The 17518-nt window shown below is 74.1% G+C and carries 12 protein-coding genes and 1 riboswitch; of the genes, 3 read left to right on the forward strand and 9 right to left on the reverse strand.

Features of this window, described 5'->3' with window-relative positions:
• Window positions 1–133: 133 nt before the first annotated feature.
• From pulA to NP064_RS13175, 4 genes are all read right to left on the reverse strand, one after another.
• On the reverse strand, window positions 134–5926 hold the full coding sequence (gene pulA, locus NP064_RS13160) for a pullulanase-type alpha-1,6-glucosidase (protein WP_227570417.1): 5793 nt from the start codon (window positions 5924–5926) through the stop codon (window positions 134–136).
• Between the two features lie 117 nt (window positions 5927–6043).
• Entirely contained in the window at window positions 6044–6331 is a 288-nt protein-coding gene (locus tag NP064_RS13165) for a DUF167 domain-containing protein (RefSeq protein WP_227570416.1), read from the reverse strand.
• A gap of 66 nt (window positions 6332–6397) precedes the next feature.
• Window positions 6398–7384: a malate dehydrogenase gene (locus NP064_RS13170; protein ID WP_227570415.1), complete on the reverse strand. Its 987-nt coding sequence runs from the start codon at window positions 7382–7384 to the stop codon at window positions 6398–6400.
• A 166-nt stretch (window positions 7385–7550) separates the two neighbouring features.
• Entirely contained in the window at window positions 7551–8768 is a 1218-nt protein-coding gene (locus tag NP064_RS13175) for an NADP-dependent isocitrate dehydrogenase (protein ID WP_227570407.1), read from the reverse strand.
• Window positions 8769–9005: 237 nt separating this feature from the next.
• On the opposite strand from NP064_RS13175, the gene NP064_RS13180 reads away from it, so the two are divergent.
• The gene (locus NP064_RS13180; RefSeq protein WP_227570406.1) at window positions 9006–10103 is read left to right on the forward strand and encodes an aquaporin; all 1098 of its coding nucleotides are present in this window, start codon (window positions 9006–9008) and stop codon (window positions 10101–10103) included.
• Here the strand turns inward: NP064_RS13180 and NP064_RS13185 are convergent.
• Window positions 10100–10564: a DUF3017 domain-containing protein gene (locus NP064_RS13185; RefSeq protein ID WP_227570405.1), complete on the reverse strand. Its 465-nt coding sequence runs from the start codon at window positions 10562–10564 to the stop codon at window positions 10100–10102. The genes NP064_RS13180 and NP064_RS13185 overlap by 4 nt on opposite strands.
• A 160-nt stretch (window positions 10565–10724) precedes the next feature.
• Here NP064_RS13185 and NP064_RS13190 point away from each other — a divergent pair, with 160 nt between their 5' ends.
• Window positions 10725–12014 carry an NAD(P)/FAD-dependent oxidoreductase gene (locus NP064_RS13190; protein ID WP_227570404.1) on the forward strand — a complete coding sequence of 430 codons (1290 nt, stop codon included), beginning with the start codon at window positions 10725–10727 and terminating at the stop codon, window positions 12012–12014.
• 32 nt (window positions 12015–12046) lie between these two features.
• On the opposite strand, the gene purH is transcribed toward NP064_RS13190, so the two are convergent.
• Window positions 12047–13675, reverse strand: a complete 1629-nt coding sequence (gene purH / locus NP064_RS13195) for a bifunctional phosphoribosylaminoimidazolecarboxamide formyltransferase/IMP cyclohydrolase (RefSeq protein ID WP_227570403.1) — start codon at window positions 13673–13675, stop codon at window positions 12047–12049.
• Between the two features lie 43 nt (window positions 13676–13718).
• A riboswitch (ZMP/ZTP riboswitch) is annotated at window positions 13719–13815 on the reverse strand.
• 35 nt (window positions 13816–13850) lie between these two features.
• Entirely contained in the window at window positions 13851–14531 is a 681-nt protein-coding gene (gene purN, locus NP064_RS13200; protein WP_227570402.1) for a phosphoribosylglycinamide formyltransferase, read from the reverse strand.
• A 73-nt stretch (window positions 14532–14604) separates the two neighbouring features.
• On the opposite strand from purN, the gene NP064_RS13205 reads away from it, so the two are divergent.
• Complete coding sequence (locus NP064_RS13205) at window positions 14605–15189, forward strand: hypothetical protein (protein ID WP_227570414.1); 585 nt, start codon at window positions 14605–14607, stop codon at window positions 15187–15189.
• Here NP064_RS13205 and NP064_RS13210 read toward each other — a convergent pair.
• Together NP064_RS13210 and sucD are read right to left on the reverse strand one after the other, a co-directional pair.
• Window positions 15146–16441, reverse strand: a complete 1296-nt coding sequence (locus NP064_RS13210; protein ID WP_227570401.1) for a cell division protein PerM — start codon at window positions 16439–16441, stop codon at window positions 15146–15148. The two genes, NP064_RS13205 and NP064_RS13210, sit on opposite strands and share 44 nt — an antisense overlap.
• Window positions 16442–16600: 159 nt before the next feature.
• Complete coding sequence (gene sucD / locus NP064_RS13215) at window positions 16601–17488, reverse strand: succinate--CoA ligase subunit alpha (protein WP_227570400.1); 888 nt, start codon at window positions 17486–17488, stop codon at window positions 16601–16603.
• Between the last annotated feature and the right edge of the window lie 30 nt (window positions 17489–17518).

Consider the following 17518-nt stretch of genomic DNA (forward strand, 5'->3'; position numbering starts at 1 on the left):
GCGGACTGCACGGCCCTGAGAAGGGCCCGCGCCGGGAAGGTGTCTCGGACTCAGAGTACGTCCGGGCCCTCGATCGGACAGCGCGAGCGGGTTCGGCCGTGGCGCCGCCCGCCCATGGGCGGCGCCGCTCCCCTCAGCCGCGCCCGCTGGCCCGCTTCTCGACGAGCACCGCGACGGTCCGCGGCGGGACGCTCACCGTTCCGGTCGCCGCGCTCCACGTCGTCCGCCGGACCACCGCGTCCGAACCCTTGGCCTGCACGGGCGCGAGGGTGTGGCGGCGGCCCGCGAGCTCGGGCAGCACCTGCGTGACGGGCTCGTCCGAGGCGTTGAACACGACGAGCAGCCCATCGAGGTCCTTGTCCACGTCGGGGCTGCTCCCCCGGCGCCGGTCGTCCACGTGCATGACCACGACCCCCGGCGCCGCGTCGGGCCCGCTCCCGGGGAACGTCACCTTCTCCTGGATGAGCGCGGCGTCACCGAGCCGGAACAGCGGGGTTGAGAACCGGAGCCGCAGCAAGTCGAGGGCGCCCTGCTCCGCGGCGGCGATGTCCGCCGGGGACGGCTTGAGGGCGGGGTCCGCCAGCAGGGCCTTCTGGAACGGCCACAGGTCCGCGTTCTCCTGCTCGGGCGGCAGCCCTCGGCCGAACCCGTTGTCCCGGCCGGCCAGGTCCAGGTGGTTGAACCAGTCCCCGGAGTCGTAGGAGTTCCGGTCCAGCGACTTGCTGCGCAGCAGCTCCGCGCCCGCGTGCCAGAACGAGGGAGTCTGCGCGAGGGCGGTGGTGGCCAGCGACAGGGTGTTCATCCGCACCCGGTCGCTCATGGCGGTGTCCCGCGGCAGCTTGTGCGTGAGCGAGTCGAACAAGGTCTCGTTGTCGTGGGCGTCGACGTAGGTCACGACCTCCTCGGGCGAGTCCGCGTACCCGGCGGGCTGGCCGTTGTAGTCGATCTCGTCGCCGGAGCGGACCTGCCCGTCGCTGGTCTGGAACGCGAAGTCCCGCAGGTTGCCCGCGAGGCCGAGCCGCACCAGGTCGGCCTGGTGCTGGGCCCGGGCGAGCTGCTCCTCGGCGGTGCCGTTGACGGAGGCGCCGTTGGGGTCGGTGGCCGCGCCGGAGCCGAACCCCTGCACCCGCGGGTCCTCGTCGAACGGGCCGCCGCCGCGCACCGCGTCCCGCAGGCGGTCGCTGAACGTGCCGATGCCCGTGCCGCCGAGCTGGCCCTGCGTCGCCTGGGTGAAGAGCCGGTTGTCGGCGACCTCCCCGAAGTTCCAGCCCTCGCCGTAGAGGTAGACGGCCGAGCCGTCCACCCCGTCGCGCCGGGGTGTGAGCGCGTCGAGCGCCTCCCGCACCGCGAGCATGGTCTCGACCGAGTGGTGGCCCATCAGGTCGAACCGGAAGCCGTCGACCTTGTAGTCGCGGGCCCACGTCACCACGGAGTCGACCATCAGCTTCTGGGCCATGGCGTGCTCGGTGGCCACGTTCTGGCAGCAGGTGGACGTCTCGACCGTCCCGCCGAGGGTGAGCCGGTGGTAGTACCCGGGCACCACGCGGTCGAGCACCGACGTCGTCGCCTGCCCGCTGGCGGCGGTGTGGTTGAACACCTGGTCGAGCACCACCTGCAGGCCGTCCGCGTGCAGGGCTCCCACCATCGTGCGGAACTCCGCCACACGGGCGCCACCCTCCGGGTCGAGCGCGTACGAGCCCTCGGGCGCCGACCAGTGGAACGGGTCGTACCCCCAGTTGAACGCGTCGTCGGCCGCGACGGCGGCCACCCGCTCCTGCTGCTCGGTCGAGTCGGGCGCGAGCTCGGCCAGGTCGCCGTCGGGGACGCGCTGGGCGTCGCGGTCCTCCTGGATCGTGGCGATGTCGAACGTGGGCAGCAGGTGCACCGTCGTCAGGCCCGCCCGCTGCAGCTGGCGCAGCTGGGCGCGGCCGGCGCCCTGGACTGCGAACGCGCCGTACGTCCCCCGCAGCCGCGGCAGCACCGTGGCGTCCGAGGCCGAGAAGTCCCGCACGTGCAGCTCGTAGACCGTCTGGTCGACCGGGCGCACCACGGGCTGCTTGGCCCGCTCCCACTGGCGCGGGCGGAAGGCCTTGTCGGCGAGGTCCACGAGCACCGAGTGCGTGGAGTTGGTGGTCAGGGCGACCGAGTACGGGTCGGTCACCGCGTTGACCTCGACCGCGTCGGTGCTGGGCACGTACACGGTGACCTCGTAGCGGTAGGCCGAGCCGGCCCAGGACCGCTCGCCCCGCGCCGTCCACGACCCGTCGGACTGGCGCCGCGTCGGCACCCGCAGCGGCTGCCCGGTGACGTCCGTGCCCCGCCAGAGCAGCAGGTCGACCTTCTGCGCCGTGGGCGCCCACAGCGCCATCTCCGGACGCCCCTTGGCCCAGGTCACGCCGAGGTCGCGGTCGACGGCGCCGGCGTAGAGGGCGTCCAGCACGCCGGGGATCTGCACCCCCGAGACAGCCTGCGTCGTGCCGTCGACGGCGTGCTGCGACACGAGCAGCTCCCCGCCCGCCAGGCGTTCGACGTCCGGCCTCGTCAGCCCGTCCGGCAGGCGGAGCGCGAGATGGCCCGCGAGCGCCGGGAACCGGGTCAGCTGGTCGGGCGTGAGGCCTGCGGGATCGAGGGCCAGGTCGTGGCCCTCGCCGCCGGTGACCACGCCATCGGCGACCTCGAGCGATCCGTCGGGAGACCCGTGCAGCCGGAACGACGACGAGGCGGCCGGGGCGCCCTCCGGGATCCATGACGGTGGCCAGGCGATCGTGCGCTCGTCGATCCAGTGCGCGCGCTGCTCGCCCAGGCCGGGCGCCGGCGGATCAGCCACGTCGATGGTGAGCAGGTGCGTGGCGAGGACGTAGGTGAAGGTCACGGGCTTGCCTCCGGGAGCCGTGAACGGGATGTTCGCGCCGTCACGCGCCCCGCCTGCCCCGTAATTCTCCGCCCAGGAAAGGTCATGGGCGACCTTGGCCTCATAGACCCCGGCGGGCAGCGCGGGCGTCGTGTACGTGTACGCGCCGTCCCCGTCCGGGTCCTGCAGCCAGGTGGCCAGGCAGTCCGGCGACCAGTCCGCCGCGCAGCCCAGCTCGCTCTGGTGGCTGCCGGGAACCGTGAGCAGCGGGCCCTCCGCGGTCGAGGTGAACCAGTGCGTCGTGGGGTCGTACACGAAGGTGACCTGCTGCGGCGCGCCGCCCGTGACGGTGTACGCGACGTTGGCGCCGCCGGGCGCGCCCCCCGCCCCGTAGTTGACGTCCCAGGACCCGCCCACGGCGACCTTGTACTCGTACGAGCCCGGCGGGAGGGTGAACGTGCCCGCGTATGCGCCGTCCGCGCGCCGGCTGAGCCGCGCCTGCTCGCACGCGGGCTGCCAGTCGCCCGCGCAGCCCATCACGGCGTTGTGGCTGCCGGGCACGGTGACGAGCTCGGAGCCCGGGTCTGGCCCTGGCCCGGCGCCCCCGTCGACCGCCACGCCGACGCTCGCATAGCTGGAGCCCGCGACCCGGTTGCCGGCGGCGTCGGTCGAGACGGCGCGGTACTCGACCAGCGTGCCCGGGGCCAGAGCGGTGACGTCGTGGAAGACCCGGGGCTGGGTGGTCTCGGCGGTGCCCAACGGCGTCCACCCGGGGTCCCCGACCACCCGGTACGCGAACGAGGTCTCCGCCCAGGTGTCGTCGTCGACGTCGGCGGTGACCGGCGGCTGGCCGCGCAGCCCGGCGCCGGGGGCCGGGGCGTCCACGCTCAGTCCCGCGTCCGCGTCGAGCGTCCCCACCGTGCGATCGGCGCGCAGCAGCACAGCGGCGAGCGGCGGGACGGTCAGCGTGAGCGCGCCCTCGCCGTCGGCCGTCGCGGTGGCCGCCGCCCCGTCGTCGACGCCGAGCAGCGCCTCGTAGGCCGCGCCCGGGGTGAGCGTCGTGAGGCTGACGGTCTGAGCCTCCGTCGAGTTGTTCAGCGCGACGAGGTGCTCGACCCTCTCCTCGCGGTCCACGCGGGAGAAGGCGTAGACGGAGCCGTCCGCGCCGCCCACCAGCCGCTCCACCTGGGAGCCGCCGGTCAGCGCGGCGGAGGCCTCCCGGATGCCCGCGAGCTCCGCGATGTGCGTGTAGAGCGGGGCCTCGGGGTCGAACCGGTCCACTGATCCGGCGACCTCCCCGGTGAGGAGGCGCTGCTCGGTGAACTCCGGCACCTGGCTCGCGAACATCGACTGCCGGGCGTCCTTGTCCGTGCCACCGAGGTCGCCGTCGCCGACGAAGCCCTGCTCGTCGCCGTAATAGACGACCGGCTGCCCGCGCGTCAGGTACATGAGCGAGTGCGCCAGCTCCGAGCGCCGCAGCGCGTCGCCGGAGTCCTTGACCATGTGCCCGATCCGGCCCATGTCGTGGTTGCCCAGGAACGTGGGCAGCGCCGCCGCGCTGGTGTCGGCGGTCGTGTACCTGTCGTCGCTCGCGAACAGGGCGCGCAGCCCGGTGGCCGAGAAGCCGCGCGCGTAGCTCGACGCGCCGGCCTGGAAGGCGAAGTCGAGCACCGCGTTCATGTCGGTGTCGCGCATGTAGGGCGCCAGGAGCGCCGCGTCCGCGTCGTACACCTCGCCGAACATGAAGAAGTCCGGCTTGCCGTTCGCGTGCGCGTAGTCCAGGACGCGGGCGGTCCACTGCTCCCAGAACTCCCGGTTCACGTGCTTGGCGGTGTCGATGCGGAAGCCGTCGATCCCCAGGTCGATCCACTCGTCGTAGACGTCCACGAAGCCGTCCACGACCGTCGGGTGCTCGGTCATGAGGTCGTCGAGCCCGGAGAAGTCGCCGTGCGTGACGGACTCCCCCGTCCAGGTCGAGTCCCCGCGGTTGTGGTAGAGCGTCGGGTCGTTCAGCCAGGCCGGGACCTTGAGGTCCGCGTCCTCGGGGGCGATGACCGGGGTGTACGGGAACGACGTCAGCGGGTCCAGCGTCGGGAACGGGCCGCCGTCGGCGTGGTCGGCCGGGTCGAACGGGACGCCCGCCGCGTCGGTGTACGGGCGTGTGGCCTGGTCCACGTAGGCGTACGTCTGCTCGGCGTAGTCGATGACGTCGGCGGTGTGGTTGGTGATGATGTCGAAGTAGACCTTGATGTCCCGGGCGTGGGCGTCGGCGATGAGGGCCTCGAGCTCGGCGTTGGTGCCCAGGTGCGGGTCGATCTGCGTGAAGTCGGTGATCCAGTACCCGTGGTACCCGGCCGAGACGCTGGCGCCTGTCCCCTGCACCGGGCGGTTGACGAAGGACGGGGTGAGCCAGATCGCCGTGGCGCCCAGGCCCTCGATGTAGTCGAGGCGGTCGCGCAGGCCCGCGAGGTCGCCGCCGTGGTAGAAGCTCTTGTCCGTCGGGTCGAGGCCGGTGGCGAGCCGGTCGCCGGTGCGTCCGCCGGTGTCGTTGGACGGGTCGCCGTTGGCGAAACGGTCGGTCATCACGAAGTAGAAGCTCTCGCCGGCGCCGCTGTCCCGGGCGGGCGCGGTGACGATCGCGTCGTCCCCGGGGCCGGGCCCGCCGGACAGCTCGACGGGCGCCAGCGCCACCCGGTGCGTGGCGTCGTCGAAGGTGAACCGCAGCGTCGCTGGGCCGGCCACCACGAGCGGGATGTTCTCGGAGCCGCCGTCGAGCCCGTACGCCTCGTCCCAGGAGCCGTTCACCGCGACCTTGTACTCGTGACTGCCTGCCGGGACGGTGAACTCGGCGCTGTGCACCCCCACGGCGTCGGTGGGCGCCAGCTCGGTGGCGGCGCAGTCCGGCTGCCAGTCGGCCGCGCATCCCAGCTCGTCCTGGAGGCTCCCCACGAGCGTGAACGTCCGAGGCTCGGCGGCTGCGCTGCCCGTCGGGGGCGGCACGACTCCGAGCACCGCGACCGCGCCGACGGCGAGGAGGATGGCGGCCCTGCGGGGGCGGGTGTGGACCGTGGCCATGTCCGACTCCTTCGTCGCCGCACAACGCTGTGCGGAAGCCGACGCATCGCGGAAGGGGTGCGTCGAGCCGAACGTACCGATTGCCGCAAATTTCAGCAACCGTGCGGATTGCCCGGATCAGCGACGCGTCGCCCCCGTGCGCAAACCCTCCACCAGCGCCTGGAGCGCAGGCTCGTCGCCCGCCGGGACGTCGACCTCGACGACCTTGTCGCGGCTCGTCGCCCCCGTCACCAGCGAGACCGCCCGGCGCCGCACGCCACACGCCTCGGCCACCGCCGCGAGCGCCGCCTCCGTCGCGGCGCCCTCGACGGCGCGCGACTGCACCGCGACCACCAGGCGATCACCGTGCAGCCCGCCCACACGGGTGCGCGACGCGCCCGGCTTGACCCTGATCGCGACCCGCACACGCACCTCCTGACGAGGCCCGCCCCGCCCGGAGGCGAGGCGGGCCGGCCACTGCCGCCACTCCGCTCAGATGAGCCCGAGCTCCCGCACCGCCGCGCGCTCCTCCTCGAGCTCCGCCACCGAGGCGTCGATCCGCCCACGCGAGAACTCGTCCACCTCGAGGCCCTGCACGATCTTCCAGGCGCCACCCTCCGACGTCACCGGGAAGGAGGAGATCAGGCCCTCGGGCACGCCGTACGACCCGTCCGAGACCACGCCCGCCGAGGTCCAGTCGCCCTCCGGGGTGCCGTGCACCCACGAGTGGACGTGGTCGATGGCCGCGTTGGCCGCCGACGCCGCCGAGGACGCCCCGCGGGCCTCGATGATCGCCGCGCCACGCTTGGCGACTGTCGGGATGAACTCGTCCCGGATCCACACCGGGTCGTCGATGACCTCCACCGCCGGCTGCCCGCCGACGATCGCGTGGCTGAGGTCCGGGTACTGGGTGGCCGAGTGGTTGCCCCAGATCGTCACGCGGGAGATGTCCGAGACGGCCGCGCCCGTCTTGCGCGCCACCTGCGACACCGCCCGGTTGTGGTCGAGGCGGGTCATCGCGGTGAAGCGCTCGGTGGGCACGTCCGGCGCGTGCGAGGCCGCGATCAGCGCGTTCGTGTTCGCCGGGTTGCCGACCACCAGCACGCGGACGTCCTCCGCCGCGCCCTCGTTGATGGCCTCGCCCTGCGGCTTGAAGATGCCGCCGTTCGCCGCGAGCAGGTCGCCCCGCTCCATGCCGGCTGTGCGGGGGCGCGCTCCGACGAGCAGAGCGATGTTGCAGCCGTCGAAGGCCGCCTTGGCGTCGTCGTAGATGTCGATGCCCGCCAGCAGCGGGAAGGCGCCGTCCTCGAGCTCGAGCGCGACACCCTCGGCCGCCTTGACGCCCTGCGGGATCTCCAAGAGCTGCAGCCGCACCGGGGTGGTGGCGCCCAGCAGGTGGCCCGACGCGATGCGGAACAGCAGGGCGTAGCCGATCTGGCCGGCGGCGCCGGTCACGGTCACGTTCACGGGGGTCGTCATGCGGATCTCCTTTGATCGAACGGCGAGCGTAGCGAGCGGTGCGTGCGGTGCGTGCGGTGCGGGCGCGGTGCCGGCGCGTGTCGAGAGGAGGCGGCCGGACCGGCCGGGACGCGCGGCGCCCGGCAGCCCCTGGGGGCAGACCGGGCGCCGCGCGTCACCGAGACGGTCAGGCGAGACGGGCCGCCAGGTTCTCGTCGAGCGCGCCGAGGAACTCCTCGGTGGTGAGCCACTTCTGGTCCGGCCCGACCAGCGCGGCCAGGTCCTTCGTCATCTTGCCGCTCTCGACGGTCTCGATGACGACCTGCTCGAGCGTCTCGGCGAACTGCGTGACCTCGGGGGTCTTGTCGAGCTTGCCGCGGTGCTTGAGCCCGCCGGTCCACGCGAAGATCGAGGCGATCGGGTTCGTGGAAGTGGGCTTGCCGGCCTGGTGCTGGCGGTAGTGGCGCGTCACGGTGCCGTGCGCGGCCTCGGCCTCGACCGTCTGGCCGTCCGGGGTCATGAGGACCGAGGTCATCAGGCCGAGCGAGCCGAAGCCCTGCGCGACGGTGTCCGACTGCACGTCGCCGTCGTAGTTCTTGCAGGCCCAGACGTAGCCGCCCTCCCACTTCATGGCCGCGGCGACCATGTCGTCGATGAGGCGGTGCTCGTAGGTCAGGCCGGCCTCGGCGAACTGCTCCTTGAACTCGGAGTCGAACACCTCCTGGAAGATGTCCTTGAAGGCGCCGTCGTAGGCCTTGAGGATCGTGTTCTTCGTGGACAGGTACACCGGGTACCCGCGCTGCAGGCCGTAGGCGAAGGACGCCCGGGCGAAGTCGCGGATCGACTCGTTGAAGTTGTACATGCCCATCGCGACGCCGCCGGCCTCGGGGTACGTCACGACCTCCTGGTGGATGGGCTCGGAGCCGTCCGCCGGGGTGTAGGTCAGCGTCAGGGTCCCGGCGCCGGGGACCTTGAAGTTGGTCGCCTTGTACTGGTCGCCGTGGGCGTGACGGCCGATGATGATCGGCTTGTTCCAGCCCGGCACCAGGCGCGGGATGTTGGAGATGATGATCGGCTCGCGGAACACCACGCCGCCGAGGATGTTGCGGATCGTGCCGTTCGGCGAGACCCACATCTTCTTCAGGCCGAACTCCTCGACCCGCGCCTCGTCGGGCGTGATCGTGGCGCACTTGACGCCGACGCCGTGCTCCTTGATCGCGTGGGCAGCGTCGATCGTGACCTGGTCGTCCGTCGCGTCGCGGTTCTCGATCGACAGGTCGTAGTACCGCAGGTCGATGTCGAGGTACGGGTGGATCAGGCGGTCCTTGATGAACTGCCAGATGATCCGGGTCATCTCGTCGCCGTCGAGCTCGACGACCGGCCCGACTACCTTGATCTTCGCCATGCGTTGGCTCTCCTGTGCTCTCGTGGTGCTCGTGGCCGACGGGTCCTGGCCGCGTGGCCGACGGGGTCCGCCGACCAGATTACTCGACATCAAGAGACCTGGGGCTCGCCCTCCGGGTGCGGTTCGCCGGGCTGGTCACCATGCTGGGAGTCTCAGCCGCTGCGCGGACCTGCGGACTGGGCGGTTGCGCCCGCAGCCACCCGCTCGGGGCCCGCGACTCCATGACAGGAATCCGCCATGTCTGAGCCGCAGGACACGTCAGGGACGCCCGGCACGACAGGCCGCGGGAGCGCGTCCGACGCCGCAGGCTCCCAGCACCGGGACCAAGAGCTGGAACGGGACCAGGCGCGTCGGGGCCTGCCGCCACGCGAGCCGCACCGCGACCAAGGGCGGCGTGCCGGGCGGGCACGGCCCGGCGCCGTCTCCGAGTCGGTCGCCTACTCCCTCCCCGGCCGGGGGACGGGCGCGCTGACCCCCACCTTGATCGCCAAGCTCGGCGCCGAGGCATTCGGCGCCTTCGTCCTGGTGCTGTCAGGGCTCGGGGTCGCCCTGTACGCGGGCTTCACCGGGCTGGGCGGGGGGCCGCTCGCGGTCGCGCTGGGGTTCGGCCTCGGCTACCTCGCCGCCGCGATCGCCGTGGGCCACGTCTCGGGCGCCCACTTCAACCCCGCCGTGACCCTGGGCGCCGCGATCGCGCAGCGCATCTCATGGCGCGACCTCGTGCCCTACTGGATCGCCCAGCTGGTCGGCAGCGCCTTCGCCGCGGCGATCCTCTTCGTCGCGATCGCCACCTTCCCCGCCCTCGAGGGCGCCGAGCGCACCTTCTTCGCCACCGTCGCCAACGGGTTCGGCGAGCACTCGCCCATCGCCGCGGTGTCCGGCGCCGCGGGCGAGGGGTTCGGGCTGTGGGGCGCACTGCTCATCGAGTGCGTCGTCGCGGCCGTCTTCGTGGGCGTGGCCCTCGGCTCGACGGACCGCAGGTCGAACCGCGCGCTGGCGCCGTTCTCGATCGGGTTCGCCCTGGCGGTGATGCTGCTGGTGTCCATCCCGGTGACCAACGGCTCGGTGAACCCCGCACGGTCCACCGCTGCGGCGATCTTCTCCGAGGGCTGGGCGTTCGGGCAGCTGTGGGTCTTCTGGGTGGCGCCGCTCGTGGGCGCCGCGATCGCCGCCGTGGTCTACCGGGCCTTCGCGCCGGAGCCCTCGGAGGAGGGCCTGCAGCCCCAGGACGATGACGACGACGACGAGGTGGTCGTCGTCGAGGAGACTGTCACCAGCACCGAGACGACCGATGACGGGCCTGGCCGGGCCGGGCGACCGGAGCCGCGGGACTAGCCCGCGGGGACGATCTGCGACAGCACCCCGACAGCGAACGCGAAGCCGAGCAGCACCGCCACGTCGATCGGCCGGGACCGCACGGCCAGCGCCGCCGGATGGCCTTCGGGTGCGATGGCCCGCGCGACCGCGGCGGCGACCAACATCAACGCCAGGGACAGCGCGCCCCACGACATCCCGGCGACGACAGCGACGGCCGTCGCGACGGCGACCCCCGCCGACACCCACCACAGCGAGGCGTTGCGCCCCGCCGCGAGGGACGCCCGCGCGATCTGCCGGGGGTCCAAGGGCTTCTCCTCGGGCGGCACGGGCGGCGCCACGACCACCGGCGTCGGCCCGGACGCGCGCGGCGAGGGCGCGCCGAGCGGCTGGTCGGCGGCCCCGTCAGCCGGGCTCGACGGGCTTGGGCGGGCGGGCGCCGGGCTGGGCTGCTCAGGGCTGGACTGCCCGGGGCTGGGCATCCCGGCGGTGTCAGCCGGGCCGCGCAGCGGGGGCCAGTGCGCAGGGCTCGTCGCACGCGACGGCTTCCCCTGCCGCCCGGGCTCGTTCTCGGGGCCCTGGCCGCTCTCTCCACGATTCACAGTCGCTCTGCCTCCCTCCGGGGAGACTACCGTTGCGGGCGTGCCGTCCTCACCGCCTGCGCCGTCGTCCTCCGCCGCACCGTGCGAGGGCGCCCGCACGGCTCCCCGCTCCGTCGTCGTCGTGGGCGGTGGCCTGGCCGGGGCGCAGGCCGTCATCGCGCTGCGGGAGCAGGGGTTCGACGGCCGCGTGACCCTGGTCGGCGCCGAGCGCGACGCCCCGTACGACCGCCCGCCGCTCTCCAAGCACCTGTTCGACCGCCCGGCCCCCACGCGGCTGGCGGACGAGCTGGGCGTCGACGCCCTGGCCCTGGCCGACGACGTCCGGCTCGGCGCGACAGCCACCGGCCTGCGGATCGGGGCGCATGACGTCGAGGTCCTCACGGACGACGGCTCCGTCACCGCCGACGCGCTCATCGCGGCGACCGGCGCCCATCCCGTGCGCCCTCGTGGCTGGGAGCACGCCATGACGCTGCACTCGGCCGCCGACGCGGAACGGCTGAGGGCGGCGCTGCGCCCGGGGGCCCGCCTCGTCGTCGTCGGGGCCGGCTGGATCGGCGCCGAGGTGGCCGGCGTGGCCGCGGCCGCCGGCGTCCACGTGCAGGTGGTCGAGGCCCTGCCGTCGCCGCTGTCGGCGCCGCTCGGGGTCGCGGTGGGCGCCGCGACCGCTCCCTGGTACGCCCTCGCGGGCGTGGACCTGCACACCGGCGTGCAGGTGGCCGGGGTGCGGCCCGACGGCGTGGACCTGGCCGACGGGCGGACGCTCGACGCCGACGTCGTCCTGGCCGCCGTGGGGGTTCGGCCGGCCACCGGCTGGCTGGCAGACGCTTTGCCCCTCGAGCCGGACGGCGCGCTGCGGGTGGACGAGCGGCACGCCCCCGAGGGCGGGCCGTGGCACGTGCGCGCCGTGGGCGACGTGGCCCGCCGCCGCTCGCCCCGGCACGGGATGGCGCCCGGCGGCCACTGGGACGGGGCCCTGCGCGGGCCCGCCGTGGCGGTGCGCGGGCTGCTCGACCCTGACGCCCCGGCCGAGGACCACGCGCCCTACGTGTTCTCGACCCAGCTCGGCCATGAGCTGGCGATGTTCGGCCAACGCGGCCACGACGACGACCTGGTGCTGCGCGGCGACCCGGCAGACCCGCACGCCGCGGACGGCTGGTCCGCGCTCTGGTTCCGGAAGGGCACGGCCGACGTGACTGCCGTGCTCACCGTGGACCGCCCTCGAGACGTGGGCGCGGCCCGCCGCATGTTCACCGCTCCCGCGCTCCCCCGGGTCGACCGCGCAGTGGCGGCCGACCCGGGCGCGCCGCTGCGGAGCGCCGTCCTGGACTGAGCGTCGGGACGGCGCCCGCAGCGCCAGGGCGCTCAGTGCGCGAAGTGGCGCGTGCCCGTCAGGTAGAGGGTGACCCCGGCGGCCTGCGCGGCCGCGACGACCTCGTCGTCCCGCACGGACCCGCCCGGCTGGACGACGGCGCGCACGCCCGCGTCGAGCAGCACCTGCAGGCCGTCCGCGAACGGGAAGAACGCGTCGGAGGCCGCCACCGACCCGCGCGCCCGCTGCACGTCGCCGGTGTTCGCGCGGTCCACCGCCAGGCGGCACGAGTCCACCCTGTTGACCTGGCCCATGCCGATGCCCACCGAGGCGCCGTCGGAGGCGAGCAGGATCGCGTTGGACTTCACGGCCCGCACCGCGCGCCAGGCGAAGGCCAGGTCGCGCAGCGTCGCCTCGTCGGCGGCCTCGCCCGCGGCGAGCGTCCAGGTCGTCGCGTCGTCGCCGTCAGCGTCCACCAGGTCGGTCTGCTGGGCCAGTGCGCCGCCGCTGATCGGCCGCAGCTCGAAGCGGCCGCCGTCGGCCGCCGTGACCTTGAGCAGCCGGATGTTCTTCTTGCGGGTCAGGACCTCGATCGCCTCGGGCTCGAAGTCGGGCGCCACGACGACCTCGGTGAACACCGGCGCGATCTGCTCGGCCGCCGCGAGGGTGAGGGTGCGGTTCGCGGCGATCACACCGCCGAACGCCGAGACGGGGTCGCAGGCGTGCGCCCGGGCGTGGGCCTGGGCGATGTCCTCGCCGATCGCGATGCCGCACGGGTTGGCGTGCTTGATGATCGCGACCGCCGGGGCGTCCTGGTCGTGCGCGGCGCGCCACGCGGCATCGGCGTCGACGTAGTTGTTGTAGCTCATCTCCTTGCCGTGCAACTGCTCGGCGCCCGCGAGCCCGCGGCCCGCGGCGCCCTCGGCTCCCAGGTACAGCGCGGCGCCCTGGTGCGGGTTCTCGCCATAGCGCAGGACGCGGCCGCGCTCGTAGGCGCTGCCGGCGAACGCGGGGAACGCCGACTCCTGCGCCTGCGCGTCGGGGGCGTAGTCCTGCGCGAACCACTGCGCGACGGCCACGTCGTACGCCGCGGTGTGCGCGAACGCGTCGGCCGCGAGGCGGCGGCGCTCCGCCAGGGTGAAGCCCTCCGCCGCGGCCGCCGCGACCTCGGCGTAGCGGGCGGGGTCGATGACCACGGCCACGCTCGGGTGGTTCTTCGCCGCGGCGCGGACCATCGAGGGGCCGCCGATGTCGATCAGCTCGACGCACTCGTCGGCCGTGGCGCCGGAGGCCACCGTCGCGGAGAACGGGTACAGGTTGACCACGACCAGGTCGAAGGGCTCGACCTCGAGCTCGGCGAGCTGGGCCAGGTGCTCGGGCCGGCGCGTGTCCGCGAGGATCCCGGCGTGGACGCGCGGGTGCAGCGTCTTGACCCTGCCGTCGAGGCACTCCGGGAAGCCGGTGAGGTCCTCGACACGGGTCACGGGCACCCCCGCCGACGCGATGGTCGAGGCGGTCGAGCCGGTGGAGACGAGCTCGACGCCCGCCTCGTGCAGGGCCGTGGCCAGCCCGGTGAGGCCGGTCTTGTCGAAGACGCTGAGCAGCGCGCGGCGGATCGGGCGGCGGGTCTCGGGCGCGTCGGGGTCGGCGACGGGCGCGAAGGGGGTGGCGAATCCGGACATGGGTGACCTCCCGGGTCGGTGCGGTCTCGTGAGACGGTCAGGACCCGAGCACCCAGGCGAACGGTGCGACGGCTAGGGGTACTTCCGGCCGCTCCCCGGTGGTTGAGCCCACCTCAGGCACGCCAGTCACGGCCACGAGCAGTCTAGCGGCGGGGAGGACCGCCCCGTGGGCCGCTCAGCCGATCGTGACGTGGCGCCCCTCGACGCGGATTCCCTCGCGCGCGATCCGGCCCACCCACTCGACCAGCAGCGCCCGCTCGACGACCTTGATGCGCTCGTGCAGCGTCTCCTCGTCGTCCCCCGTCTCGACCGAGACGGCCTGCTGGGCGATGATCGCGCCGCTGTCCACCCCGGCGTCGACCACGTGCAGCGTGCAGCCGGTGACCCGCACGCCGTACGCCAACGCGTCACGGACCCCGTGCGCGCCGGGGAACGCCGGGAGCAGCGCCGGGTGGGTGTTGACCACCCGGTCGGGGAACCTGTCGAGGGTCGCCGCCCCGAGGATGCGCATGAACCCGGCGCTCACCACGAGATCGGGCCGGAACACGGCGATCGCCTCGGCGACGGCCCGGTCCCACGACTCCCGGTCCGGGAAGTCGGCCGGCGCCACCACCGCGGTCGCCACGCCCGCCGCCCGGGCGATCTCCAGCCCGCCGGCGGACGGCTTGTCGCTGATCACGCCGACGACGCGCGCCCCGTAGGCCGGGTCCTGATGCGCGCCGAGCAGCGCCGCCAGGTTGGACCCGGCCCCCGAGACCAGCACCACGACTCGCCCCCCGGAGCGGGTCTGCGCGACGGGCGGGCGGGGCCCGTCACCCGCGGACGATGCGGACCTGGGGGGCTCGGGCGCGCTCATGCGCCGACCCTAGCCTCCGAGCGGAGCGGCGCACGTGGGGCGTCCGTGGCCACCGATGCGGGAGAATGCTCACGTGTCCAACCCGTACGCCCCGCCGCCCGCCGGCGCCACGCCCCCGGACCGGCAGCCCGGCCCCGGCGGCCCCCCTGCGGGCGCCCGCGACGGTCGGCGGCCGCCGCACCCCCCGCACCTGCCCGAGGGCCACGACCCCCGCCAGGGCCAGCGACCCCAGCCGGGCCGGCCACCGGTGCTGCCGCCCGACCCTGAGGCGGCGCGGGTCGCGAGCCGCCGGGTGCTGCACTTCGGCCTGCTCATGCTCGCCACCGTGCTCACCAGCTCGCTCCCCCTGCCGTGGGGCGCCGCGAGCATCGCCTTCGTGCTGCTCTCGCTCGTCGTGGGGGTGCGCGCCCTGGCGGCCCTGCGCCGGGCCCGGGTGCGCGGCGTGCTGGCCCCCATGCTCACCATCGGCCTCGTCTTCTCGACGATGCTGGCCCTCACCACCGTGAGCATGGTCGCGACCTGGCCCGTGCAGAGCGCGCGCGAGGACTGCCTGCGCAGCGCGCTCACGCTGTCGGCGCAGGCCCGCTGCGAGAAGGCCTACCAGGACGACCTGATCACGTGGCAGCAGGACCTGATTGATCGCGCGAGCCGCGGCTGACGGCACGGACCAGGGCTCGTCGGCACGCGGCGCGGAACGCGCCGTCGGCGGGGAGCGACACCGCCAGCACCCCGAGCAGCACCCCGCCGCCGAGCTGGAGGCCCACGGCGAACGGCGACGCCCCGAAGTCGCCCATCCGGCCGGGGCCGATGCCGCCGCTCGCCGCCACCGTCAACGCCGCGGCCATGGCGCCTGCGGCCAGGGACGCGGCGACGCCCGCGACCAAGGGGTCGATCGCGCGGTCCGCGGGCAGCCGCCGGTGCAGCCACCAGCCAGCCACCGCGCCAGCCACGAGCAGGAGCGCCGGCGCCGCGCCGAGCAGCCCTCCGGCCGTGCCCGGCTGCGGGAGCGCGCCGAGCAGCGGCACGGCGGGCAGCGGGCCTGAGACCACCTCGCCCGTCGTGAACGACGTGCCCGCGCCGACCCGGAAGCCCGGCCCGGTGAGCCAGGCCAACGCCCAGACCACCACGTTGGGCACGTAGGCGAGCTCTCCGACGGCCAGCACGCCGCCGCCCACCGGGTCCAGGTCGAGCACCCGGACGATGTCGTTGATCGTGGCCCTGCCTGCCAGCGTCCACACCACCACGACGGCCGAGGCCACGGCCATGAGCATCGCCACGGCCAGCACCCCCGCCGTCACGCCGGTCCGGATCGGGGCGATCACCCGCGACCACAGGGGGCGCGTCAGCTCCCGGACCCGGGGGGCGTCGGGGCGGCGCGCGAGCCCGGTGGCCAGCCCGGTCGCCGAGACCGCCGCCCCGCCGATCAGCGCGAGGGCGACATCGGCGATGGTGGCGCGCATCAGCAGCGTGATGACCACCGCCACCGCGGTGTAGCCGCCGACGCCCGCGACGAGGGACACGGTCGTCGCCTCGCCCGACCGGCGCGCGGAGGCGTGGCAGGTGAAGAGCGCGAGGCAGGTGATGCCCAACGGCATCAGGCTCACCATGTTGCCGCCCAAACCGAGCGGCACGCCGTGCCCGAGCAGCCACAGGCCCGCGCCGATCTCGGTGGAGCGGGTCCACGCCACGTCGCCGTTGGCCGGGTCCGCGGAGGTCACGACGTACGCCGTGACGGCAGGCAGCACCACGACGAGCAGGGACAGCAGCGCGCCCTGCAGCCCGGCGAGCAGGCCGGGCAGCCACCGCGGCGCCGAGCGTCCCTCCGGAGTCGGCGCTCCGGGCCGCTCGGCGGCGAGCACCCGCGGAGGGCGGGCCCGGTCGAGGCGGTCGGTTCCAGACGGATCGGTCACGCGCCCATCGTCCTTGCCCGAGGGGCGTGCGTGGCCGAGGCGCCGCGGCGCGCCGGGAAGGTCGTGACCGATGTCACCGGGCGGCGGCATGACGACGGCGCCACACCCTCACGGGGTGTGGCGCCGTCGTCGGCGGGCGGCGGCGAGGCCGCCCGCAGGTCAGGCGAGCAGCTCGCGGGCCAGCGCGGCGGTCTCGCTCGGCGTCTTGCCGACCTTCACACCAGCGGCCTCGAGGGCCTCCTTCTTGGCCTGCGCGGTGCCGGCCGAGCCGGACACGATCGCCCCGGCGTGGCCCATGGTCTTGCCCTCGGGGGCGGTGAAGCCCGCGACGTAGCCCACGACGGGCTTGGTCACGTGCTCGGCGATGTAGGCCGCGGCGCGCTCCTCCGCGTCGCCGCCGATCTCGCCGATCAGCACGATGACGTCGGTGTCGGGGTCGGCCTCGAACGCGGCGAGCGCGTCGATGTGCGTGGTGCCGATGATCGGGTCCCCGCCGATGCCGATGGCCGTGGAGAACCCGAGGTCCCGCAGCTCGTACATCATCTGGTAGGTCAGCGTGCCGGACTTCGACACCAATCCGATCTTGCCGGGGCCCGTGATGTCGGCCGGGATGATGCCGACGTTGGACTTCCCAGGGCTGATCAGGCCGGGGCAGTTGGGGCCGATGAGCCGCACGCCCTTGTCCTGCGCATACGCGAAGAACTCGGCGGTGTCGGCCACCGGGATGCCCTCGGTGATGATGACGGCCAGCGGGATGCCCGCGTCGACGGCCTCGAGCACGGCCCCCTTGGTGTGGGCCGGGGGCACGAAGATGACCGACACGTCGGCGCCGGTCTCCTTCATCGCCTCCTCGACGCTGCCGAAGACGGGCACGTCCACCGTGCCGTCGCCCTGCGGGAACGTCACGGACGTGCCGGCCTTGCGCGGGTTCACGCCGCCGACCACGTTCGTGCCGCTCGCCAGCATGCGGGTCGTGTGCTTCTGGCCCTCGGATCCCGTCATGCCCTGGACGATGACCTTGGATGACTCGGTCAGGAAGATCGCCATGTCAGTTGTTCTCTCGTCTCTGCGTGATCG

It is taken from the genome of Cellulomonas chengniuliangii (genome assembly GCF_024508335.1).
Classification (GTDB): Bacteria; Actinomycetota; Actinomycetes; order Actinomycetales; family Cellulomonadaceae; genus Cellulomonas_A; species Cellulomonas_A chengniuliangii.

Excerpts from the sequence above, each read along its gene's own strand:
- sucD (WP_227570400.1), bottom strand. The coding sequence starts at position 17,488 with ATGGCGATCTTCCTGACCGAGTCATCCAAGGTCATCGTCCAGGGCATG.
- pulA (WP_227570417.1), bottom strand. The coding sequence starts at position 5,926 with ATGGCCACGGTCCACACCCGCCCCCGCAGGGCCGCCATCCTCCTCGCC.
- NP064_RS13185 (WP_227570405.1), bottom strand. The coding sequence starts at position 10,564 with ATGCCCAGCCCCGGGCAGTCCAGCCCTGAGCAGCCCAGCCCGGCGCCC.
- NP064_RS13180 (WP_227570406.1), top strand. The coding sequence starts at position 9,006 with ATGTCTGAGCCGCAGGACACGTCAGGGACGCCCGGCACGACAGGCCGC.
- purH (WP_227570403.1), bottom strand. The coding sequence starts at position 13,675 with ATGTCCGGATTCGCCACCCCCTTCGCGCCCGTCGCCGACCCCGACGCG.
- NP064_RS13170 (WP_227570415.1), bottom strand. The coding sequence starts at position 7,384 with ATGACGACCCCCGTGAACGTGACCGTGACCGGCGCCGCCGGCCAGATC.
- NP064_RS13175 (WP_227570407.1), bottom strand. The coding sequence starts at position 8,768 with ATGGCGAAGATCAAGGTAGTCGGGCCGGTCGTCGAGCTCGACGGCGAC.
- purN (WP_227570402.1), bottom strand. The coding sequence starts at position 14,531 with ATGAGCGCGCCCGAGCCCCCCAGGTCCGCATCGTCCGCGGGTGACGGG.